Below are 19,824 nucleotides of genomic sequence, written 5' to 3' on the forward strand. Positions count from 1 at the left end.
TCGTCGCACGTTAGGCTTGCGGTGATGTCACGCCTGCAAGGATTCGGAAACCAGCTCGTCGCCTTCCACGATCAACTCCGCGACCAGATCGACGTACTGCGGGAACAGACGGCACCGGACGGCAGGGATCTCCTGGCCCACTGTCTCGCGTTCTGCGGGGCGCTCACCCGTCATCACACCGGTGAGGACGACGGCGCGTTCCTGGTGCTCGCGGAGGAGTACCCCGACCTTCGCCCGGTGCTCGAGGAGCTGGCCCGTGATCACCTGATCATCGCGGAAGCCCTGCAGCGGTTGGAGAAACTCGCCGAACTCGATCCGGCCGAGCGGAAGCGGGAGCTCGACACCGTGGCCGCCCTGATGGAGACCCACTTCACCTACGAGGAACGCAAACTCGTCACCGCCCTGAACGCCCTCGATGACGACGGGACGGGGCGCCTAGCCCTCCCCTTCCGCTGACTCCGCCGCGGGTCTCTCCCGGAAGAGGTATCTGCGCGGCAACGGTCGCGGTGGTTCCGGATCGACGTCGTTGCCGGCCAGGTGGTTGACGATCGCGTTCAGTACGGCGGCCGTCGGTACGGCGATCAGCGCGCCGACGATCCCGGCGATGACCACGCCGGTGGCGATCGACAAGATGATGGCGAGCGGGTGGACGCTGACCGCGCGGCCGAGCAGGAACGGCTGCAGCACATGCGCTTCGAGCTGCTGGACGCCGATCACCACGGCCAGCATGATGATCGCGATGATCGGTCCCTTGGCGACCAGCGCGACCAGTACGGCGACCCCGCCGCTGATCAGCGCGCCGACGACCGGGATGAACGCGCCGACGAACACCAGGATGCCGATCGCGCTCACCAGCGGCAGACCGAGGATCGCCGCGCCCAGTGAGATCCCGATCGCGTCGACCGCCGCGACGATGATGGTGGCCCGGACGAACGCCGTGAGCGAGACCCACGCCTTCCGCCCGGACGAGTCGGCCTTCTCGCGCGCCTGCCGCGGGAACAACCGGATCAGCCACGCCCAGATCCGCTCGCCCTGGTAGAGGAAGAAGAACAGGCAGAACAGCGCGATGAACAGGCCGGCCACGACATGCGTCGCCGTCGTACCGACCTCGGCCGCCCGCTGACCGAGAGCACCACCGGACGTGATCTCGTCCTGCAATCGCTTGAAGGCGTCGGTGATGTCGCGGTCACTCAGCCCGAAGTTGATCCGGGCCAGGTCGCGCAGTTTCTGCACACCTTCGCCGACCTGTGTGGACAGACTCTCGAACTGGCCGGCGATCTGCGTCCCGACCAGGGTCAGCAGTCCGGCGACGAGGATGATGGTCGCCAGGACGGTGATGCCCGCCGCGGGACCGCGGGGAATGCGGAGCCGCTGCAGGCCGTCCGTCACCGGCACCAGCAGAGCCGTCAGCAGTACGCCGACCGTGACCGGGACGACCACCTCGGACAGATAGCGCATCCCGTACGCGATCACCAGCACGGCCGCGACGATCACCAGGAACCGCCAGGCCCAGGCACTGGCGATCTGCATCCCCGGAGTGACGCCTGTGTCCACGCTCCCCCGGCTGGACGACGCGATCTGGTGATCGTCGGCCACCACCGTCGCGCTGGCCTCGTCGAGCACCTCGTTGTCAGCCACCGGACTCTTGTGGTCCCGCCCGACGTCCGGCACCTCGGTCTCGTCGCCCCGCCCCGACTCGCTCATGCCACCTCCGCAGCTCACGCGCTTGGTGCTGAGACTAGTGCCCGGTGCGGACCGTTCCATGAATGTGCGCCGCGAGCCCTTCGGCTGCGGCTGGGGCGCGGTCGGCGAGCAGGCCGACGCCGGCGAGGACGTAGTCCTTGTCGACGCAGACCTCGGCGCGTTCCGGGACGAGCCAGCCTTCCTCCTGTGCGTTCACCCCGACGGAGCCCAGGATCCGCGCGGCGATATCCGGCCCGTTGTGCCGCAGCACTCCTCCGGACCCGACAAGCAGGTCCACCTCGCGCAGGTCCTTGCCCGACCGCTCGATCACCCGACCGCCCGGCCCGAAGACAATCCGCTGGCGACCCGCGTGCCGCCGCAACGCCACCGTCGCCGCAACCCTCGCGAGCAACTCGTCGTACGACGCCTCTCGCTCGCTGTCGGGGAGGTACGACGGATCCGCGTGCCGGCGAGCGGCCGCCGTACTGAGGAGGTCATCGTCCGGGATGAGACCGGACTCGACGCCGGCGGCGACTACTGGGACCGCGCTCCAGCGCATGCCGAGGTCGCCCTCGACCGTGCGCGTCACGGGGTGCGTCGCGACCACCTCGCGCCCGAGGTTCGCGTCCTCCGGGTCGAGCTCGATCACCGAGTGCACGTCCGTGGTCGCACCACCGATGTCCACGACCGCGACATCGCCGTGCAACCCGGCCAGCACCTCGACTCCGCGCAGTACGACGTCCGGCGTGGCGGCGCGGACCATCCGCGCGAACGCCGGGTCCCGGGACAGGTTCTTCCCGCCGATCACATGGGCGAGGAACATCTCCCGGATCGCGGCCCGCGCACTGTCCGGCGCGAACACTCCGATCTCGGGTACGACGTTGTCCGCCAGGACGTGTGGTACACCGGCAGCCGCAAGGGTCTCGCCGATCCCGGCCCGCGCATCAATGTTGCCTGCGACAACGACCGGTCGACGCCACTTGTACCTGGCCAGCACCTCGGCAGCGTTGCGCAGTACTGCCGCGTTGCCACCGTCCGTGCCGCCGAGCAGCAGGACCACGTCCGGGCGGTCCTTGCGCAGCTCCTTCAGGGAAGTTGCCGTGAGCCCGCCGTTGACCACGGCAACCACTCGGCCTCCGCTGGACAGCGCGACCCGCCGGCCGGCTTCCGCGGTGACCAGCTCTTCGTTGCCGACGACACCGATCCGGAGACCGCCGCCCGCACTCGAACAGGCCAGCACCTCGGCGCGATCGACGCCGCGATCGACGTCCAGCAAGGCGTTCCGGCAGGCGTGCCAGCCGTCCATCACGTCCGTGTCGATCGTGGTCCGGTGTTCGGCCCGGGCGACCAGGTCGCCCGAGCCGGAGTCCACCGCGATCGCCTTCGTGAACGTCGACCCGAAGTCGACGGCCACCAACAGGCCCGCCAACTACGCCATCGCGCGGTCGAGGTCCAGCAGCAGGTCGTCGATCGTCTCGATCCCGACGCTGAGCCGGATCAGGTCGGCCGGCACCTCGAGCGGCGTACCGGCGACCGAGGCGTGGGTCATCTTGCCGGGGTGCTCGATCAGCGACTCGACACCGCCGAGCGACTCGCCCAGGGTGAAGACCTCGGCCTTGTTGCAGATGTCCAGCGCGTGCTGCTCTCCTCCGGTGACCCGGAAGGACACGATGCCGCCGTACCGCTTCATCTGCTTGGCGGCGGTCTCGTGGCCGGGGTGGCCGTCGATGCCCGGGTACAGCACCTGGCTGACGGCCTTGTGCCGCTGCAGGAACTCGACGACCTTCTCGGCGTTGTCGCTGTGCCGGTCCATCCGCACGCCGAGGGTCTTGATCCCGCGCAGCACCAGCCAGGCGTCGAACGGGCCGGCGACCGCTCCGATCGCGTTCTGGTGGAAGGCGATCTTGTCGGCCAGCCCGGCGTCGCGGACGATCAGCCCACCGCCGACGACGTCGGAGTGACCGCCCATGTACTTCGTGGTCGAGTGCACGACGACGTCCGCGCCGAGCTCCAGCGGCTGCTGCAGGTACGGCGTGGCGAAGGTGTTGTCGACCACCAGCAGGGCACCGGCGTCGTGCGCGATCTGGGCGACGATGGCGATGTCGGCGACGTTCAGCAGTGGGTTCGTCGGCGTCTCGAGCCAGACGATCTTGGTCTTGCCCGGGCGGATCGCAGCCCGGATCGCCTCCGGGTGGGTGACCGCGACCGGCGTCATCTCGACACCCCAGTTGCCCAGCACCTTGGAGAACAGCCGGAACGTGCCGCCGTACGCGTCGTCGGGGAACACCATGTGGTCGCCCGGGACGCAGAGCGAGCGGATCAGCGTGTCCTCCGCGGCCAGGCCGCTGGCGAACGCGAAGCCGCGGTTGCCCGCCTCGATCGCGGCCAGACACTCCTCCAGCGCGGTCCGGGTCGGGTTCGCCGACCGGGAGTACTCGTAGCCGTTGCGCAGCCCGCCGACGCCGTCCTGCTTGTAGGTGCTGGTCGCGTAGATCGGCGGCACCACCGAACCGGTGGTGGGGTCGGGCTCGTTCCCGGCGTGGATGGCGAGCGTCTCGAAGCCGTAGTGGTGGTCCGTGTTCACCGGACCAGCGTACGGCCTGGTCTGCTCCGTCCCGCACCGGCCGTCCGGCGCCGAGACTCTTGACGCAACCAACAGGTTGCCATATGTTGGATCGCAACCAGAGAGTTGCTATTCACCAGGAGGATTGAGATGGGATTTCCTGACCAGATCGAGCGGACCGTCGAGCTCGCCCACCCGCCGGCGAAGGTGTGGGCGGCGCTGACCACGGCCGAGGGTCTCGGCACCTGGTTCGGCCACCAGGCGAAGATCGACCTGCGGCCGGGCGGAGCCGCGGAGATGACGTGGACCAGCGGCGACCGGGCCGAGATGCGGATCGAGCGGGTCGACGAGCCGACCACGTTCGGCTTCACCTGGCACATCTACGGCCTGCCGGCCGAGGACGAACGCCGTACGTACGTCGAGTTCACGCTGGAGCCGGTCGACGCCGGCACCCGGCTGACTGTCGTCGAGTCGGGCTTCGCGCAACTGCCGGACGGCGAGTACGCCAAGGCGTTCGGCGCCAACACCGAAGGCTGGGCGTCCGAACTCGGCGAACTCGTCGACTACCTCGACGCCGCCTGACCTGCCATGCCCGCCACAGACCAGGTCGAGGCGGTGGCGGAGCAGGTGTTCGTGGCCTTGGCGGATCCGCGGCGGCGCGGCGTACTCGCCGTACTCGCGGCGAACGGGCCTTCAACCGCGACGGACCTGGCGGATCGCCTGCCGATCACCCGGCAGGCGATCGCCAAGCACCTCGCACTCCTGGCCGAGGCGGGCCTCGTCACCGCCGAGCACGGCGAACGCCGCCGGGTCCGCTACGGCCTCCGGCCCGCCCCGATGCAACTGGCCCAGCAGTTCCTCGCCGCACTCACCCGCGACTGGGACCACCGCCTCAACGCCCTCAGAACCCACCTGGAGCGCTAAGCCCCTAGGGCACCTCGGTCTTCAGCCGGACCGTGAAGATCGGCAGGAGGACGTGGACGAGAGGGCCGATCGACAGGGCGTAGACGACGGTGCCGACGCCGATCACGCCGCCGAGCAGGAAGCCGATGACGAGCACGGTCAGCTCGATCGTGGTCCGGACGAGGCGGACGCTGAGGCCGGTACGACGGACCAGGCCGGTCATCAGGCCGTCGCGGGGCCCGGGGCCGAACTGCGCGCCGATGTAGAGCGCGCCGGCCAGCGCGTTCACCACGACACCCGCGAGCATGAACACGATCCGGAGCCAGAGCGCGTCCGGCCGGTCGACCGTCGCCAGAGTCAGGTCCGTCACCAGGCCGATCACGATCGCGTTGCTGATCGTGCCGAGCCCGGGCCACTGCCGCAGCGGGATCCAGGCCAGCAGTACGACGAAGCTCATCGCGATCACCACGGTGCCGAAGCTCAGCGGCAGGTGCTTGGTGATGCCGGAGTGGAACACGTCCCACGGATCCAGGCCGAGATTGCCCTGGATCATCAGGCCCATCGAGGCGCCGTACAGGGTGAGGCCGACGTACAACTGGACCAGGCGCCGGGGCAGGTGGCCTGCCTTCAGCTGCTGGATGGGGTTCAGGGGCGCCAGTTGGCGCGGCGGTGCGGGGGAAGTGGCGGTCACTTCTCCAGTTTGCGGAGCAACTGGCCTGGTGATCGATAGCCAATTGCGCAATAGTGGACTGCATGCAGCGGCAATATCTCCCCGCCAGTACGCTCGCCGGCCTGCTCGGGTCCTGGGCCGACGACTCCGGCCCGGCGTACCGGGTGCTGGCCGACCGGCTCCGGTTGCTGATCGCGGACGGCCGGATCATCCCTGGCTCACGGCTCCCGAGCGAGCGCGAGTTGACCGAAGCCCTCGGGGTGAGCCGTACGACGGTCGCCTCGGCGTACCGCGAGTTGCGCGACAGCGGCTATCTGATGAGTCGCCGCGGGTCGGGCAGTGTGACCGCCCTCCCGTCCAAGGTCGCGCCTGAACTCGGGCGGCACCACGCGCCTGGGATCGATACGGACGGGCTCTACGACTTCACCTGCGCGGCGCCGTCCGCCGTACCGGGGATCAGTACGGCGGTGGCGGAGGCTGCCGGGGACCTGCCGGTGCATCTGGCGACGCCCGGGTACCACCCGCAGGGCCTGCCGGTGCTGCGCTCGGAGATTGCGGCGGCCTATGCGGAGCGCGGGTTGCCGACGACGGCGGACCAGATCATCGTGACCGCCGGTGCGCTGGCGGCGACGTCGATCGCGATCCGGGCGATCACGCAGTTCGGCGACCGGGTGCTGACCGAGAGTCCGACGCATCCGAACTCCGTCGACGCGATCCGGCGCAGCGGCTGCCGGGTGGTGGCGGTGCCGATGAGCCCCGGCGGCTGGGACCTTCCCTTGCTGGAGGCAACGATCAGGCAGACGGCGCCGCGGGCCGCCTGGATGGTCGTGGACTTCCAGAACCCGACCGGCTGGTTGATGCCGGCCGCCGACCGGCAGCGGCTGGCGATCGCGTTCGCCCGCAGCCGGACGACGGCGATCGTGGACGAGACGTTGTTCGAGCTGTCGCTGGACGGCCAGGAGATGCCGCCGCCGTTCGCGTCGTACGACCCCGAGGGCGTGATCACCGTCGGGTCGGTGAGCAAGTCGTTCTGGGGCGGGCTGCGGATCGGGTGGATGCGGGTGCCGGAGGCGCTGGTCGCGCGGATCCTGGACGCGCGGGCGTCGATGGATCTGGGGGCGCCGGTGCTCGAGCAGTTGGTCGTCGCCGGGTTGCTGCGGCAGCGGTCGGCGATTCTGCCGGAGCGGCGGGCGGAGCTCGCGCGGCGGCGGGATGCGTTGGCGTCGGCGGTGGCTTCGGAGTTGCCGTCGTGGCGGTTCCGGGTGCCGGGTGGTGGGTTGTCGCTGTGGTGTGAGTTGCCCGAGCCTGTTGGGTCGAGTCTGGTCGGGGTCGCGCAGCGCAACGGCGTACTGCTGGTGTCCGGTTCGCGGTTCTCGCCGGATGGTGGGTTGGAGTCGTTCATCCGGTTGCCGTTCACGCTCGACACGGATGCGCTGCGTGATGGGGTCGGTCAGTTGGCCGCGTCGTACGCGTCGCTGACCACGGGCGGGGCGCCGGCCCGGCGTTCGGCGGCCATGATCGCCTGACGTCATCTCGCCGTAAGGGGTGTGGGGAAGGTTCGCCTTACCCCTGGCGTTGAAGGATCATGAGAGTACTTCTGCGAGAGGCGTGAGAATGTCGTTCTTCAAGCGCAACACAGCCCTGGTCGAGCCCGAGGCCGCACTGCCCGGCCGGCCGGAGCCCGGATTCGCCGTACCGGCGGACAACATCGTGCTCGGTACGCCGCAGACCGCTGCTGCCCCTGAGGGGTTCGAGGAGGTCTGGTTCGGCACCGGATGTTTCTGGGGCACCGAGGAGATCTTCTGGCAGCAGCCCGGGGTCTACACCACGGCCGTCGGCTACGCGGGTGGTTACACCCCGAACCCGACGTACGAGGAGGTCTGCACCGGACGCACCGGCCACACCGAGGCCGTGCGAGTCGTCTACGACCCCACCAAGACCACCTTCACCGACCTGCTGAAGGTCTTCTGGGAGACCCACGACCCGACACAGGGCATGCGCCAGGGCAACGACCTCGGCTCCCAGTACCGTTCCGCGATCTACTACACCACCGACGCCCAGCGTGCCGAGGCCGAGCGCACCCGCGACCTCTACGCCCCCGTCATCAAGCCCCTCGGCTACGGCGACATCACCACCGAGATCGCCCCCGCCACCACCTTCTACTACGCCGAGGGCTACCACCAGCAGTACCTGTCCGACTACAAGAACCCCAACGGCTACCGCTGCCACAGCAACACCGGCGTACCGTTCCCGGCCTGACAAGGGCTGACGTGGTGACCTGGTCTACCTAGACCAGGTCACTGCTGGTTCAGGGCCTTGGTGGCCAGGGTGTGTGGGTCTCCGGCCAAGGCCAGGTAGAAGAACTGGCGGGCGTGGGTGTTGGCGTGTTCGGCCCAGGTGAGGACCTGCTGGAGGGTGTGGGATGCCGCTTCGTCGTCGCCCTTCGAGCGGAGGGCGGTGGCGAGGCCGACGCGGGCGAGGGCCGCGAACCAGCCTGCTCCGGCTGCCTCGGCTGTCATCAGCGCTTCGCGGTAAGCGCCTTCGGCCGCGGCCTGATCGCTGTCCAGCAAAGCGGTCCGGCCGACCTGGACCAGCGCGAACGACACATAGTGGTTGAGCTGGGTACGACGGGCCGCGAGGACGGCTCGTTCGGCCTCTGCCCGAGCTGTCGCGGTCTGGCCCCGGAGCTCCGCGACCCGGCTGCACATCAGGTACGCCCAGCAGCGGAACGGTTCGTAACCGATCAGGGCAGCCCGGCTGAGTACTTCGTGACTCGCCTTGTCGAGGTCGTCCTGCTCGCCGGAGCGAAGTGCTCGAACGCAGGTGACCAGGTCGTTCGCAGCGACGTACCAATGCTCTCCCATCGCATCCATCACGGCCCGGGCTTCGGCGAGAAGAACAGCGGCTCGCTGGTGATCGCCCGCGACCTCGAGCGCCAGCCCGATCGACTGCTGGGACCAGGCGATGGTCCACGCGTCAGCGGACTCCCTGGCGAGGGCGAGGGCCTGCTCGCCGGCGGCGACGGCGTACTCCAGATCGAACTGCTGCCCGGCCAGGTAGGAGCTCACGGTCAACGCGCGGACACGCAGCAAGGGGCGCACCTGACCACCTGATCCACGCAGCGCGGCATCGATCCACTCACGTCCGACGGCATGGCGGTCACTGCTCGACCAGAACCACCACAGGGCGCAGGCGATCCGCAGGGAGTCCTCGAACGTCCCGCTGGAGACAGCCGTTCGCTGGGCTGCCTGGAGGTTGCCGAACTCCGACTCCAGCCGGAGCTGCCAGGTCCGGTAGTCCTTCGACGTCAGGCCGGCCTCGGCGTCTTCGGCCAGAGCGACGAAGTAGTTGCGCTGCGTCCGGCTCGCGTCCGCCAGCAGACCGGTCTCCTGGAGCCGTTCGCGGCCGTACTCGCGAAGGGTCTCGAGCATGCCGTAGCGCCCGCTCAGCTGTCCTGCTCCTTCAGGCACGACGAGTGACTTGTCGACGAGCTGCGTGAGCAGATCCAGGGTTCCGGCCGGGTCGATGCCGCCGACCCGGGCCAGCGCCATCGCGGCCTCGATCGAGCAGCCGCCCTCGAAGACCGAGAGCAGGCCGAACAGGGTCCGCTCCCGGTCGTCCAGCAGGTCGTAGCTCCAGTCGATCGTGGCCCGGAGCGAATGATGGCGCGCCGGCGACATCCGGCCGGGAGAAACGAGCAGCGTGAAGCGGTTGCCGAGCTCGGCGGCGATGTAGGTCACCGGCAGGGCTTTGGTCCGGGCCGCGGCCAGCTCGATCGCGAGCGGGAGCCCGTCGAGGTGCCGGCAAAGATCTGCAACCTCGGCCGCGTTGTCCGCTGTGAGCTCGAAGGTGCTCACCCGCTGCGCTCGCTCCTCGAACAGCCGGACCGCTTCCGTTGCGGCCAGCGGCGGCACGAGCCAGTGGATCTCGCCCACGATGCCGAGCGGTTCGCGGCTCGTGGCCAGCACGTGGAGCCGTGGACAAGCCGACAACACCAGCTGCGCCCACTCGGTGACGCCCGGGAGGAGATGCTCACAGTTGTCCAGGACCAGCAGCAACTGGCGAGGGCGCAGGTATTCGAGCAGGCCGGCTCCGGCCGACGCGGGTCCGTCGTCCGCGCTGGGCGACAGCCGCCCGGCGGCACCGCCGGCAAGTGCGGAGGCGACGGCCTGCGGTACGGCGGTCGCATCGGCGAGCGGCTCCAGCTCGACCATCCACACTCCGTCGGCGAAGTCGTCACCGCTGGCCGACGCGGCCTCGATCGCGAGGCGCGTCTTGCCGGATCCGGCCGCGCCGGTCAGTGTGACCAGGCGATGTTCGCCGACTGCGCGCCGTACCTGCGTCAGCTGGGCTTCTCGTCCGACGAAGCTCGTGAGCGGGATCGGCAGGTTGCCCTGGCCGGCCGGCCCGGCTCGAGCAGGTGAGCCGTCCAGAGGCGACCAGTTCAGCGCCGGGTCGTGCCGCAGTACCGCTGCCTCCAGGTCACGCAGCTCGGGCCCGAGGTCGATACCGAGGTCCTCGGCCAGCAAGGACCGGGCCCGCTGCAGCGCCGCCAGCGCGTCGGCCTGCCGCCCGCAGCGGTAGAGCGCGACCGTCAGGTGCGCCCAGAGTGTCTCCCAGTACGGGTGCTCCCGCACCGACGACTCGAGCTCGCCAACGACCTCGCGGTGGTGGCCGAGCCGTAGATCGGCGTCGATCCGGTCTTCGAGCACGTTCAGCCGCAACTGTTCGAGGCGGACCGCGTCGGCGCGGGCCCAATCTCCGTCGAACTCCGTCAACGCGGGACCACGCCACAGCTGTTCGGCCCGGCGGAGAACGGCGCAGGCCGACTGGATGTCACCCAGCCGCAGCTCGGCCCGTCCCTCGGTGGCGAGCCGCTCGAACCGGACGGCGTCGACGTCCTCCGGCGAGATGTCCAGCACGTACGTCGGCCCCTGACTGGTGATCGTCTCCCGGCCGACCGCCTTGCGCAGGCGTGACACCTGGTGCTGCAGCGTGTTGCGCGCATCCGAGCCCGGCTCGGTCCCCCAGACAGCGTCGACCAGCGTCTCGACCGGCACCGGCCGAGCCGCGTTCAGCGCCAGGATGGCGAGCACTGCGCGCTGCTTGGTCCCGGCGACCGCGACGGCCTTCCCGTCGGCGTCCTCGACCTCGATCGAGCCGAGCAGCTTCACCCTCACGGCATCTCACCCCCGGCATTTCACGCTGCCTCGGACCCGCCGCCTCGTCAATGCCGCCGCCACGGCAGCGCGACGGCAGCCCCGCGGCAGTGAACGGCCCCGCGAGGGGAATCCGGTGGCAGCGCCTCGGCGCAGTCTGCGTCTCGAAAGCACCGACCCCCTGGAGGTACTGATGAGCACACACTCGGCCACACCCACTCGCGAGACCAGGCTCGCGCGGATGTTCGGCCTCGAAGGCGGCAACTGGATGCGGCACGCGAATCCGGTCAGCGTCTGGACCCGGTTCGCTGTCCTGCCGCTACTCGCGATCTCGGTCTGGAGCCGGGACTGGATCGGCTGGTGGTCGCTGATCCTCATCGGGCTGTCGCTGGTCTTCATGGTCGTCAACCCGGTGTTGTTCCCGGCTCCGTCGTCGACGCGCCACTGGACGTCCAAGGCGATGTTCGGCGAGCGCATCTGGGCCGACCGGAACTCCGTCGAGATCCCGGACCAGTTCCGGCTGTCCCGGACACCCAACGTCACCTACGGATTCCAGGTCTTCGGTATGGCGCTCCTGACCTACGGGCTCGTCGTACTGGGGCCGCCGGGCCTGATCGCCGCCGTCGCCGGTCTCGTGATCGTGCAGTGCGCGAAGGCCTGGTGCCTGGACCGCATGGTGCTCCTCTTCGAGGACATGAAGAGCCGCCGCCCGGAGTACGCCCGCTGGGAGTTCTGACCTCCCTGCAATTCCTACTGAAAGAACGGACCAAGATCATGAACAGACGAACCTTCATCGCCGGTACGGGCGTCGCGCTCGCGGGTGCCGCAGGCACGGCCACACCGGCAGCCGCCACCGACGACCAGCAGAACTTCCTCTTCGTGCACGGGGCCTGGCATTCCTCGGCGCACTGGAACGACGTCGCCGAACGCCTCACCGCGATGGGTCACCGAGCCTTCGCCATCGACCTTCCCGGCAGCGGGCTCAACGCCGCCTACCCGCAGTCGTACCTCAGCAACGACTTCGCCGCGTTCGCGACCGAGCCGTCACCGATCGCGAACATCGGCCTCGCGGACTACGTGAAGGCTGTCACCGACCAGGTCGAGAAGATGGCCGAACACGGCAAGGTCACCCTGGTCGGTCACAGCATGGGCGGCCTGACGATCACCCGCGTGGCAGAGGCCGTCCCGCACCTGCTGCGGCGGCTGGTGTACCTGAGTGCCTATGTGCCGGTGAACTTCGCCTCCGCCAACGACTACAGCCAACTCCCGGAGAACCAGACCGGGATCTCCGGTGCGATCGTCGTCGCGGATCCGGTGGCCACCGGTGCGGTGCGGATCAACCCGCGCAACGGCGATCCGGAGTACGTCGAACGCGGCCGGCAGGCGCTGTACAACGACCTGACCACCGACGACTACCTCAGGTTCGCCGTCGCCTTCAACCCGGATCTCCCCGTGCGGGTGGGGATCGAGGACGCCCGGGGCAGCGCGCAGCGCTGGGGCAAGGTCCCGCGTCTGTTCATCCGGACCACCGAGGACCACACCGTCCCGCCGGCGTTGCAGGACCGGATGATCCGCGAGGCCGACGCGGCGACACCCCGGAACAAGTTCGTGGTCCGCACCCTGCCGTCCAGCCACTCCCCGTTCGCCTCAATGCCCGACCGGCTCGTGAAGGCCCTGGTCCAGCGCTGACCCCGGATGAAGAGCCCTCGGTTGCCCCGCCTTTGGAGGCGGTGGCACCGAGGGCCTTCAGATGTGCGGCTCTGCGGGGAAGCCGGTCCAGCGCAGGTCGGCAGGCAGATGTCGCATGTCGTTGTAGACCAGGACCGAGGACGGGCGGCCGGGCGCGAACCGGAGGACAGTCAGTGCCGCGTTGCAGTGGTTGAGAGCGAGCCACCGCCACTTCGGCGAGTCCATGGTGTGTCGAACCAGCCAGCCGACCACGAAGTTGTGGGTGATCAGCAGCTGGTGTTGTTCGTCGTTGCCGTCCACCGGCCCGGTGAACTGCTCGAGGGCCGCGCGCGCCAGCTCGGCTCCGCTTTCGAGCTCCTCGGCCGTGAACTGCTGGAGGAAGCGCAGCAGGAAGTCAGCCGAGTCCGCCGGCAGCTCGTCCCGCGTCGGCACATAGGGGACATAGTCTCCGGCTGCTTCCGAATCCTCCAGCAGAACGTCGTTCTGGAGCTCCTGCTGGACCAGGCGCGCGGTTTGGGCTGCCCGGGGAAGCGGACTGTGATGAAGAGACGAGAATGGGACGTCCTTCAGTCGCTGTCCGAGCAACACGGCCTGACGACGGCCCTTCTCTGTCAACCCACTCTGATCCGGCACCGCCTCGGCATGCCTGACGAGGTACAGGTAACGCGTGGCCGTAGTGGTCATGCGGTCAGGTGTCAGCCGGGTGATTTGCCGGGCTCGATCTGCTGGGCGAGGTACTGCTGGACGCCGACGCGTTCGATCGCGTCGAGTTGGGACTCGAACCAGTCCACGTGCGTCTCCTCGTCGCGGACCATCTCCTCGAACACCGCTGCGGTGCCGTGGTCGCCGAGGTCGTGGCACTCCTTCGCGGCGGCGTTGAACTGCGCCACCGCGACGAGCTCGCCCTCGAGGCCCAGCCGGAGCATCTCCTGGGCGTCCTCACCGACCGCCACAGCGCCGAGCTTCTGCAGATTCGGGTGGCCGTCGAACAGCAGGATGCGGCTGATCAGCGCATCGGCGTCCTTCATCTCGTCGATCGACAGGTCGTAGAAGGCCTTGCCGAGCCGCCCGAATCCCCAGTTGTCGAGCATCCTGGCCTCGAGGAAGTATCCGTTGATGACCGTCAGCTCGAGGGTGAGCGCCTCGTTGAGCAGTACGACGACGCGTGGGTTAACCGGCTGCACCTGCCACCTCCGTGATTGAGGCTGCCGAGACCGACCTCCCATGCTGGCACAACAACCGCTTCAACGAGAAGACACAGCCGCCACAGTTCCGTCCCGCCCCGGTCGACCCGCAGACCTGCGCGAGCGTGCGAGCGCCGCGGTCGATGCTCTCGACGACGTCGCGGTCGCTGACGACCTCACAGTGGCAGACAATCACACAGGTGAGGCTACCCTAACCGTCCAGTGCTCGTCACGGCCGTGTCCAGGACCTGGCTCGGTCAGAACCGGTAGTGCAGGACGATGGTTCCCTTCCGGGACCACGCCGTACTGCGGGCCTGGGCTCGGTAGTAGAGGCGGAGGACGGACGGGAACTGCGCGACCTCGGGTTCGCGGCTGATCAGGATCTCCTTGATCAGTTGCAGCTTCGGGTTCCAGCGCTCGAAGTCGCGCGGGTCGTCGACACCGGGGAACTTGATCAGGTCCGCGACCGTCTTGGTGCCGCGCGAGTGCCGGGCCGCCCAGACGGCGAACTTGGTGTAGCTGTTGAAGACCAGGTTGCCGCTCGGGAAGTGCTCGACCAGCCGCTCCAGGAGACCTGTCACCTCGTCCTGGCTGAGGAACCCGAACAGACCGTCGGCCACGATGATCGCCGGCTTGTCGGAGGGTACGGCGTCCAGCCAGCCCTTGTCGGTCACGTCGGCGGCGATGTTGTGGGAGTGCGGACGCTCCGGGATCAACTCCCGGCGTGCGGTGACGACCTCGGGGAAGTCGACGTCGTACCACTCGACGGTGTCCGGCGGGGCGAGCCGTTCCCGGCGGGTGTCGAGGCCGGCGCCCAGGTCGAGGCCGACGGCATCGGGGTGACGGTCGATGAACCTCGACGCCACCTCGTCCATCTTCTTCGCCCGGATGGTCGCGTTCAGGAGCAGGTTGGTGTCGATCTTGAGCCGCTCGTAGTCGTAGCCGGACGTACGGACGATCTGGTCGGCCATGGCATCGCCGAGGATCGGGGTCGGTCTGCGGTTGTCGAGTGCGCGGCAGCACAGCGTCAGCCACAGGCTGTCCTCGAGCGGCGTGAAGGCCGGAAGCGTGGTCCCCATGGCGGATCCCTCCGGGTTGGCGATGGACTTCGCACCACCCTCGCCGCCGCCACGTCCGACGGCATCATCCGTATCGAGTGATTTCGGTGTCGCTGCATGAGTTTGCATCGCAGGTCGCCGGGTACCTGCCGAGTGGCTGGGGGCCTGATAGGTGATTCGACATCAGGGAGGCAGCGACATGGCCGGAACAGGCACCGCAGGCAGGTTGGCGAAGGCCTGGGGCAACGGGGTCAAGGACCTCCCGCAGAACGCGTCCTGGCTGCTGTCGAAGGCGTTGACGCCTTTGGATGCGACGAAGGATGCCGCCGGCAGCGCGACTCATGCGGCTGGAAGCGGCCTGGTGGACATCGCTCGCCACGCAGGTGCATCCGTCATGGATGTACTGCCCGTGGGCGACTCGATCGAACTGCGCCTCCAGCGAGCCAGAGCCGCGGCCGACGAGGCCAAGCAGGCCGAGGACGACGCGGTACGCGAGGCCGAGGAGGCGAAGGCGCGCAGCGACGAGGCGCGTCAGGTCGCCGAACGGTGCCGGGCGTACGTGCGCGACGTCGAGCGGGAGCAGACACAAGAGGTCAGCGACAAGGTCGCCGAGGCACGCCGCGAGGCCGATGCGCGAGTGGAGCGGGCTCGGGCCTCGGCACAGGCAGACGCTGACCGCGTCGTGCAGCGGGCGCAGGCGGAGGCGGACGACCGGGTCGCGAAGGCCCGCGAGGAGGCCGAGGCGGCACAGTCGAAGGCCAAGCAGGCGATGGCCGACGCGACCGCCAGCCTGGCAGAGGCCAGGCGGCTGGCGGACGAGGCCACCGAGGCGACGAAGGCTGCGGCCGAGGAGGCACACCGACAGGCCGCGCAGCTTGCCGCGGACGCCGATCGCGAGGCCAAGCACGCCGACGAACGGGTCCGCGAGGCCGAACAGGTCCGGTCTCGAGCGGCCGCACAGCGCAAGCGCAACGGCGGTGGGAATAGCAGCGCTGCCGACCTCAACGAGATGACCAAGACGGACCTGCTGAACCTAGCCACGGCCGAGGAGGTCAAGGGCAGGTCGGCGATGAGCAAGACCGAACTGGTGACCGCCCTGAAACGCTCGACCGGAACCAAGCGGCGATAACCAGGAGTGGAGACGATCATGGGACTGTTGCACAGGAAGAGCCGGACCGAGCGGATGGTCGAGCAGATCGCGACCGGCACGACGAACGCGATGCGCCGCGGCGCTGTGCGCAACGGCCTCGCCGCCGCCGCAGCAGCGATCGGTGTGAGCGCGGCCAGCGCCGTGGTCTCCTCGCGGCGGCAGAAGGACAAGAAATGAAGCTGCGCACCGCGGCGGTGTTCGGCGTGGGGTACGTGCTCGGGGCCAAGGCGGGACGTGAACGCTATGTTCAGATGGTCGAGGCGCTCCAGCGGGCGTCGCAGCGGCTCGACGAGGCTCGCCGTCAACGCGGCAAGCCTTCCCGAACCGGGAGTGACGGGCTCGACAGCTATCTGGATGAGACCAGCCCGAACTAGCACCCTGGCCGGCGGGGCCGTCGTACACACCTCGCTGGTCGCCCGGCTGCTCGGAGTGAGGCTTTTGACCGTCGAGGGGACAGTTGTGCTGTCACCGGTCTCGTTCGGCGACCCGCCCGCGGACAGTGTTCCGGCTGTCCGCGTCGACACCACGACATCCCCCGTGGACGCCAGGACCGCACCCCAAGGGATAGGCGCCAGGCTCGGACCGTCGGCGCGCCTGATCGACGAGAGCGTCAAGGACCTGCACACGCTGGACCACTGAACCAGCGGATCAGCCCATGGTCTTCTGGCCGTCGATCGTTTCGCGGATGATGTCGGCGTGGCCGGCGTGCTGCGCGGTCTCGGCGGTGATGTGCAGGAAGACCCGACGTACCGTCCAGAACACGCCCGGTGGCTGCCACGGCGCGGCCGGGAGCTCGTAGGCGACGTCGAGGTCGAGAGTGCGGACCAGGTCGTCGGTCGCGGCGGCGACCTTCTCGTACTCCGCCAGCACGCCGGCCAGCGTCTCGCCCTCGGTGAGCCGGAACTGGTTCTCCCACTCGGCGATCGCTTCCGGGGTGTACTCGGTCTGCTCGGGCGCCTGCTGGTCTGGACCCGTCTGGGCGAAGCCGGTCCACATCCGCTCGACCGCGGTGACGTGCTTGATCAGCCCGCCGACGGTCAACGCGCTGACCGTACTGCGAGTGTTCGCCTGCTCGTCCGTGAGCCCTTCCGCGGTGTGCCGAAGGAAGTACCGATGCTTGGCAAGGAAGTCGAGAATGTCGGCCCGCTCACCAGTCAGAACCTGCTCGTTCGTCGTCATGCTTCGACCCTAGGAGCCGTAGCGGCCAGGGGGTGTCCGCTACTTGGGGGCTCCTCAGATCGGCTGTCGGGGGCTAGGGTGGCGTGGGGGTGGTGAGGTCACCAAACCCGTTGCTGACAAAGGGTTTCGGGCTGACGACGATTCGGTACCGGGCTCCTGGTCCCGCGTGCCGTTCGTGGCCGGGGACAACTTCGTCACGCACTTTGAGGGGGCACCACAGTGGGAATGATCACGACCAGCGACGGCACCGAGATCTTCTACAAGGACTGGGGCAGCGGTCAGCCGATCGTCTTCAGTCACGGTTGGCCGCTGTCGGCCGACGACTGGGACAACCAGATGCTGTTCTTCCTGCAGCAGGGGTACCGCGTCGTCGCCCATGACCGCCGCGGTCACGGCCGGTCGACGCAGACCGGCGACGGCCACGACATGGACCACTACGCCGACGACCTCGCCGCGGTCGTCGAGCATCTCGACCTGCACGACTGCCTCCACGTCGGCCACTCGACCGGCGGCGGCGAGGTCACGCACTACCTCGCCCGGCACGGTGAGACCCGGGCCGCCAAGGCCGCACTGCTCTGCGCGGTACCGCCACTGATGGTGAAGACCGACGCCAACCCGGACGGCCTGCCCAAGGAGGTCTTCGACGACCTGCAGGCCCAGCTGGCGGCGAACCGCTCGGAGTTCTACCGCGCGCTGCCGTCCGGACCGTTCTACGGGTACAACCGGCCCGGCGCGGAGGCATCCGAGGCGGTCATCCAGAACTGGTGGCGCCAGGGCATGATGGGCGGGGCCAAGGCGCACTACGACGGCATCGTCGCGTTCTCCCAGACCGACTTCACCGAGGACCTGAAGCAGATCGGCATCCCGGTGCTGGTGGTCCACAGTGAGGATGACCAGATCGTTCCGTACGTCGCAGCAGGCCCGCGGTCCGCGGAGCTGCTGAAGAACGGGATCCTGAAGACGTACAAGGACCTCCCCCACGGCTTGCCGACCACCCACGCCGACGTGGTCAACGCCGACCTGCTGGAGTTCTTCCAGTCCTAGCGCTCTGCCCCCGCACCACCACACTCATCAACTGACTTCGTCATGCTCGCGCGCCCTCCCGGCGACAGTCGCCTGACGAAAGGACCTGTCGATGAACAGGAACCGATCACCGCTCTTCCGTGTGCTGACCGTGCTCACGGCCGTCCTGGGTCTGGTGCTGACCGCGATAACGCCTGCGGCGGCGTCACATCCCGGTGGCCCGAAACCCACCATCGTGCTGGTCCATGGTGCCTGGGCCGACGGATCCAGCTGGTCCAAGGTCACCAGCCGTCTCCTGAACGACGGCTACACCGTCCGCGTGCCACCGAACCCGCTGCGCAACCTCACCACCGACGCCGCAACCATCAGAAGCTTCCTGTCCACGTTGTCCGGACCCGTCGTCCTGGTCGGTCACTCGTACGGCGGCGCCGTCATCACCAACGCGGCGACGGGCAACTCGAACGTCAAGGCACTGGTGTACGTCGACGCGTTCGCACCCGCTGCGGGTGAAACGATCTTCCCGCTGGCCGGCGAGGACTCCGCACTGAACGTCGACCCCACCACTGTCTTCGACTTCGTCCCCTACCCGGGCGCGCCCGCCGGTGACGTCGACCTCTACCTCAAGCGCGAGACCTTCCTGACGTCGTTCGCGTCCGGCGTCCCACAGCACGAGGCCGAGAACCTCTACCCGTCCCAGCGACCGTTGACGTTGAGCGCCGGAAACACACCGTCAGGTACGCCGGCGTACCTGACCATCCCGTCCTGGTACGTCCTCGGCACCGGAGACCTCATCATCACCCCCGACGCCCAGCTCGCCATGGCCACCCGAGCCAACGCCAAGATCACCAAGATCAAAGCCGGCCATCTGGGCCTGATCTCCAAGCCCAGCCCCATCACCAAAGTCATAGAACAAGCCGCCCGAGCATCCCGCTGACAGGTCCGCCACCCGGGAGCTGGTTGTGCGCGAAAACCCAGCGACCGGGTGGCGGTTCTGCGGTTACATTCCCAGGCATGCAGACGGAAGGGGATGTGGTGGGTGGCGGGTATGCGATCCGGGTTTTGCGGGATGGGGATCCGGTGGTTATTTCGGGGGCGTTCACGGCCATCGGGTGGGACAAGCCGGTTGAGCAGTATGAGAAGTATTTGGCTGAGCAGGCCGCCGGGGTGCGGGATGTGTTGGTGGCGACTGTCGACGGTGAGTTCGTCGGCTATGTGACGGTGCGGTGGGAGTCGGCGTACTTCGACGGGCTGCCGGAGATCCAGGACTTCAATGTGCTGCCGCCGTACCGGCGCCGCGGGATCGGCAGCGGGTTGATGGACGCGGCCGAGGCTTTGGTGGCACAACGGTCGGCGGTGGTCGGGATCGGCGTCGGTCTGTACGCCGACTATGGCCAAGCCCAGCGCATGTACGTCCGCCGCGGCTACCTCCCCGACGGCCAAGGCCTCATGTACGGCAACCAACCAGTTGCCCCAGGCAACACTGTCCGACTGGACGACGACGCCACCCTGATGTTCACCAAGTCACTGGTCTGACCCGTGAAGGGGTGCGTCTCCACCCCGCAT

The 19,824-nt window shown here is 68.6% G+C and carries 24 protein-coding genes; 14 read left to right on the forward strand and 10 right to left on the reverse strand.

Features of this window, described 5'->3' with window-relative positions:
* The first annotated feature begins 24 nt into the window (after window positions 1–24).
* Window positions 25–456, forward strand: coding sequence for a hemerythrin domain-containing protein (locus tag ACGFH6_RS01105; protein ID WP_393379406.1), 432 nt, complete (start codon window positions 25–27; stop codon window positions 454–456).
* On the opposite strand, the gene ACGFH6_RS01110 is transcribed toward ACGFH6_RS01105, so the two are convergent.
* The 3 genes from ACGFH6_RS01110 to ACGFH6_RS01120 are packed head-to-tail and all read right to left on the reverse strand — an operon-like array spanning window position 436 to window position 4,267.
* Window positions 436–1,704 (reverse strand): AI-2E family transporter, encoded by a 1,269-nt coding sequence (locus ACGFH6_RS01110; RefSeq protein WP_393379407.1) that lies wholly within the window; start codon window positions 1,702–1,704, stop codon window positions 436–438. The two genes, ACGFH6_RS01105 and ACGFH6_RS01110, sit on opposite strands and share 21 nt — an antisense overlap.
* A gap of 34 nt (window positions 1,705–1,738) precedes the next feature.
* On the reverse strand, window positions 1,739–3,112 hold the full coding sequence (locus ACGFH6_RS01115; protein WP_393379409.1) for a glutamate mutase L: 1,374 nt from the start codon (window positions 3,110–3,112) through the stop codon (window positions 1,739–1,741).
* On the reverse strand, window positions 3,113–4,267 hold the full coding sequence (locus ACGFH6_RS01120) for a cystathionine gamma-synthase (protein ID WP_393379411.1): 1,155 nt from the start codon (window positions 4,265–4,267) through the stop codon (window positions 3,113–3,115).
* Between the two features lie 129 nt (window positions 4,268–4,396).
* Between ACGFH6_RS01120 and ACGFH6_RS01125 the strand changes: the two genes are divergently transcribed.
* Window positions 4,397–4,828 carry an SRPBCC domain-containing protein gene (locus ACGFH6_RS01125; protein ID WP_393379413.1) on the forward strand — a complete coding sequence of 144 codons (432 nt, stop codon included), beginning with the start codon at window positions 4,397–4,399 and terminating at the stop codon, window positions 4,826–4,828.
* Between the two features lie 6 nt (window positions 4,829–4,834).
* Window positions 4,835–5,170 carry an ArsR/SmtB family transcription factor gene (locus tag ACGFH6_RS01130; protein WP_393379415.1) on the forward strand — a complete coding sequence of 112 codons (336 nt, stop codon included), beginning with the start codon at window positions 4,835–4,837 and terminating at the stop codon, window positions 5,168–5,170.
* 4 nt (window positions 5,171–5,174) lie between these two features.
* On the opposite strand, the gene ACGFH6_RS01135 is transcribed toward ACGFH6_RS01130, so the two are convergent.
* On the reverse strand, window positions 5,175–5,840 hold the full coding sequence (locus ACGFH6_RS01135; RefSeq protein WP_393379417.1) for a YitT family protein: 666 nt from the start codon (window positions 5,838–5,840) through the stop codon (window positions 5,175–5,177).
* 62 nt (window positions 5,841–5,902) lie between these two features.
* Between ACGFH6_RS01135 and ACGFH6_RS01140 the strand changes: the two genes are divergently transcribed.
* Together ACGFH6_RS01140 and msrA are read left to right on the forward strand one after the other, a co-directional pair.
* Window positions 5,903–7,345 carry a PLP-dependent aminotransferase family protein gene (locus ACGFH6_RS01140; RefSeq protein ID WP_393379419.1) on the forward strand — a complete coding sequence of 481 codons (1,443 nt, stop codon included), beginning with the start codon at window positions 5,903–5,905 and terminating at the stop codon, window positions 7,343–7,345.
* A gap of 88 nt (window positions 7,346–7,433) precedes the next feature.
* On the forward strand, window positions 7,434–8,078 hold the full coding sequence (gene msrA, locus ACGFH6_RS01145; protein ID WP_393379421.1) for a peptide-methionine (S)-S-oxide reductase MsrA: 645 nt from the start codon (window positions 7,434–7,436) through the stop codon (window positions 8,076–8,078).
* A gap of 38 nt (window positions 8,079–8,116) precedes the next feature.
* Here msrA and ACGFH6_RS01150 read toward each other — a convergent pair whose 3' ends face one another.
* Window positions 8,117–10,999: a BTAD domain-containing putative transcriptional regulator gene (locus ACGFH6_RS01150; RefSeq protein ID WP_393379423.1), complete on the reverse strand. Its 2,883-nt coding sequence runs from the start codon at window positions 10,997–10,999 to the stop codon at window positions 8,117–8,119.
* A gap of 172 nt (window positions 11,000–11,171) precedes the next feature.
* On the opposite strand from ACGFH6_RS01150, the gene ACGFH6_RS01155 reads away from it, so the two are divergent.
* Window positions 11,172–11,714 (forward strand): DUF6653 family protein, encoded by a 543-nt coding sequence (locus ACGFH6_RS01155; protein WP_393379424.1) that lies wholly within the window; start codon window positions 11,172–11,174, stop codon window positions 11,712–11,714.
* A gap of 38 nt (window positions 11,715–11,752) precedes the next feature.
* On the forward strand, window positions 11,753–12,667 hold the full coding sequence (locus ACGFH6_RS01160; RefSeq protein ID WP_393379426.1) for an alpha/beta fold hydrolase: 915 nt from the start codon (window positions 11,753–11,755) through the stop codon (window positions 12,665–12,667).
* A 57-nt stretch (window positions 12,668–12,724) separates the two neighbouring features.
* On the opposite strand, the gene ACGFH6_RS01165 is transcribed toward ACGFH6_RS01160, so the two are convergent.
* The 4 genes from ACGFH6_RS01165 to ACGFH6_RS01180 form a co-directional block, all read right to left on the reverse strand.
* A complete protein-coding gene (locus tag ACGFH6_RS01165) occupies window positions 12,725–13,351 on the reverse strand; it encodes a histidine phosphatase family protein (RefSeq protein ID WP_393379428.1) in 627 nt (208 codons plus the stop codon).
* Between the two features lie 11 nt (window positions 13,352–13,362).
* Window positions 13,363–13,851, reverse strand: a complete 489-nt coding sequence (gene bfr / locus ACGFH6_RS01170) for a bacterioferritin (protein WP_393379429.1) — start codon at window positions 13,849–13,851, stop codon at window positions 13,363–13,365.
* The gene (locus ACGFH6_RS01175) at window positions 13,838–14,047 is read right to left on the reverse strand and encodes a bacterioferritin-associated ferredoxin (protein WP_393379431.1); all 210 of its coding nucleotides are present in this window, start codon (window positions 14,045–14,047) and stop codon (window positions 13,838–13,840) included. The genes bfr and ACGFH6_RS01175 overlap by 14 nt, the downstream gene beginning before the upstream one ends.
* 61 nt (window positions 14,048–14,108) lie before the next feature.
* Window positions 14,109–14,930: a class I SAM-dependent methyltransferase gene (locus tag ACGFH6_RS01180; protein ID WP_393379433.1), complete on the reverse strand. Its 822-nt coding sequence runs from the start codon at window positions 14,928–14,930 to the stop codon at window positions 14,109–14,111.
* Window positions 14,931–15,108: 178 nt separating this feature from the next.
* Here ACGFH6_RS01180 and ACGFH6_RS01185 point away from each other — a divergent pair, with 178 nt between their 5' ends.
* The 4 genes from ACGFH6_RS01185 to ACGFH6_RS01200 are packed head-to-tail and all read left to right on the forward strand — an operon-like array spanning window position 15,109 to window position 16,698.
* Complete coding sequence (locus tag ACGFH6_RS01185; protein ID WP_393379435.1) at window positions 15,109–16,038, forward strand: hypothetical protein; 930 nt, start codon at window positions 15,109–15,111, stop codon at window positions 16,036–16,038.
* A gap of 18 nt (window positions 16,039–16,056) precedes the next feature.
* The gene (locus ACGFH6_RS01190; protein ID WP_393379436.1) at window positions 16,057–16,236 is read left to right on the forward strand and encodes a hypothetical protein; all 180 of its coding nucleotides are present in this window, start codon (window positions 16,057–16,059) and stop codon (window positions 16,234–16,236) included.
* The gene (locus tag ACGFH6_RS01195) at window positions 16,233–16,433 is read left to right on the forward strand and encodes a hypothetical protein (protein WP_393379437.1); all 201 of its coding nucleotides are present in this window, start codon (window positions 16,233–16,235) and stop codon (window positions 16,431–16,433) included. Before ACGFH6_RS01190 ends, ACGFH6_RS01195 begins: the two co-directional genes overlap by 4 nt.
* Window positions 16,414–16,698: a hypothetical protein gene (locus ACGFH6_RS01200; protein ID WP_393379439.1), complete on the forward strand. Its 285-nt coding sequence runs from the start codon at window positions 16,414–16,416 to the stop codon at window positions 16,696–16,698. Before ACGFH6_RS01195 ends, ACGFH6_RS01200 begins: the two co-directional genes overlap by 20 nt.
* A 9-nt stretch (window positions 16,699–16,707) precedes the next feature.
* Here ACGFH6_RS01200 and ACGFH6_RS01205 read toward each other — a convergent pair whose 3' ends face one another.
* Window positions 16,708–17,238, reverse strand: a complete 531-nt coding sequence (locus ACGFH6_RS01205) for a DinB family protein (protein ID WP_393379441.1) — start codon at window positions 17,236–17,238, stop codon at window positions 16,708–16,710.
* Between the two features lie 219 nt (window positions 17,239–17,457).
* Between ACGFH6_RS01205 and ACGFH6_RS01210 the strand changes: the two genes are divergently transcribed.
* The 3 genes from ACGFH6_RS01210 to ACGFH6_RS01220 all read left to right on the forward strand — a co-directional run bounded on the left by ACGFH6_RS01210 (window position 17,458) and on the right by ACGFH6_RS01220 (window position 19,794).
* Entirely contained in the window at window positions 17,458–18,282 is an 825-nt protein-coding gene (locus ACGFH6_RS01210) for an alpha/beta fold hydrolase (RefSeq protein ID WP_393379442.1), read from the forward strand.
* A gap of 91 nt (window positions 18,283–18,373) precedes the next feature.
* A complete protein-coding gene (locus ACGFH6_RS01215; protein WP_393379444.1) occupies window positions 18,374–19,195 on the forward strand; it encodes an alpha/beta fold hydrolase in 822 nt (273 codons plus the stop codon).
* Between the two features lie 77 nt (window positions 19,196–19,272).
* On the forward strand, window positions 19,273–19,794 hold the full coding sequence (locus ACGFH6_RS01220) for a GNAT family N-acetyltransferase (protein WP_393379446.1): 522 nt from the start codon (window positions 19,273–19,275) through the stop codon (window positions 19,792–19,794).
* The last annotated feature ends 30 nt before the right edge of the window (window positions 19,795–19,824 follow it).

The sequence above is a fragment of the Kribbella sp. NPDC049227 genome (assembly GCF_043197265.1).
Classification (GTDB): Bacteria; Actinomycetota; Actinomycetes; order Propionibacteriales; family Kribbellaceae; genus Kribbella.

What these genes read in the sequence shown, in the direction of transcription:
- ACGFH6_RS01105 (WP_393379406.1), top strand. Translation starts at nt 25, where the DNA reads ATGTCACGCCTGCAAGGATTCGGAAACCAGCTCGTCGCCTTCCACGAT.
- ACGFH6_RS01110 (WP_393379407.1), bottom strand. Translation starts at nt 1,704, where the DNA reads ATGAGCGAGTCGGGGCGGGGCGACGAGACCGAGGTGCCGGACGTCGGG.
- ACGFH6_RS01125 (WP_393379413.1), top strand. Translation starts at nt 4,397, where the DNA reads ATGGGATTTCCTGACCAGATCGAGCGGACCGTCGAGCTCGCCCACCCG.
- ACGFH6_RS01130 (WP_393379415.1), top strand. Translation starts at nt 4,835, where the DNA reads ATGCCCGCCACAGACCAGGTCGAGGCGGTGGCGGAGCAGGTGTTCGTG.
- ACGFH6_RS01140 (WP_393379419.1), top strand. Translation starts at nt 5,903, where the DNA reads ATGCAGCGGCAATATCTCCCCGCCAGTACGCTCGCCGGCCTGCTCGGG.
- msrA (WP_393379421.1), top strand. Translation starts at nt 7,434, where the DNA reads ATGTCGTTCTTCAAGCGCAACACAGCCCTGGTCGAGCCCGAGGCCGCA.
- ACGFH6_RS01155 (WP_393379424.1), top strand. Translation starts at nt 11,172, where the DNA reads ATGAGCACACACTCGGCCACACCCACTCGCGAGACCAGGCTCGCGCGG.
- ACGFH6_RS01160 (WP_393379426.1), top strand. Translation starts at nt 11,753, where the DNA reads ATGAACAGACGAACCTTCATCGCCGGTACGGGCGTCGCGCTCGCGGGT.
- ACGFH6_RS01165 (WP_393379428.1), bottom strand. Translation starts at nt 13,351, where the DNA reads ATGACCACTACGGCCACGCGTTACCTGTACCTCGTCAGGCATGCCGAG.
- ACGFH6_RS01180 (WP_393379433.1), bottom strand. Translation starts at nt 14,930, where the DNA reads ATGGGGACCACGCTTCCGGCCTTCACGCCGCTCGAGGACAGCCTGTGG.
- ACGFH6_RS01185 (WP_393379435.1), top strand. Translation starts at nt 15,109, where the DNA reads ATGGCCGGAACAGGCACCGCAGGCAGGTTGGCGAAGGCCTGGGGCAAC.
- ACGFH6_RS01190 (WP_393379436.1), top strand. Translation starts at nt 16,057, where the DNA reads ATGGGACTGTTGCACAGGAAGAGCCGGACCGAGCGGATGGTCGAGCAG.
- ACGFH6_RS01195 (WP_393379437.1), top strand. Translation starts at nt 16,233, where the DNA reads ATGAAGCTGCGCACCGCGGCGGTGTTCGGCGTGGGGTACGTGCTCGGG.
- ACGFH6_RS01200 (WP_393379439.1), top strand. Translation starts at nt 16,414, where the DNA reads ATGAGACCAGCCCGAACTAGCACCCTGGCCGGCGGGGCCGTCGTACAC.
- ACGFH6_RS01205 (WP_393379441.1), bottom strand. Translation starts at nt 17,238, where the DNA reads ATGACGACGAACGAGCAGGTTCTGACTGGTGAGCGGGCCGACATTCTC.
- ACGFH6_RS01215 (WP_393379444.1), top strand. Translation starts at nt 18,374, where the DNA reads ATGAACAGGAACCGATCACCGCTCTTCCGTGTGCTGACCGTGCTCACG.
- ACGFH6_RS01220 (WP_393379446.1), top strand. Translation starts at nt 19,273, where the DNA reads ATGCAGACGGAAGGGGATGTGGTGGGTGGCGGGTATGCGATCCGGGTT.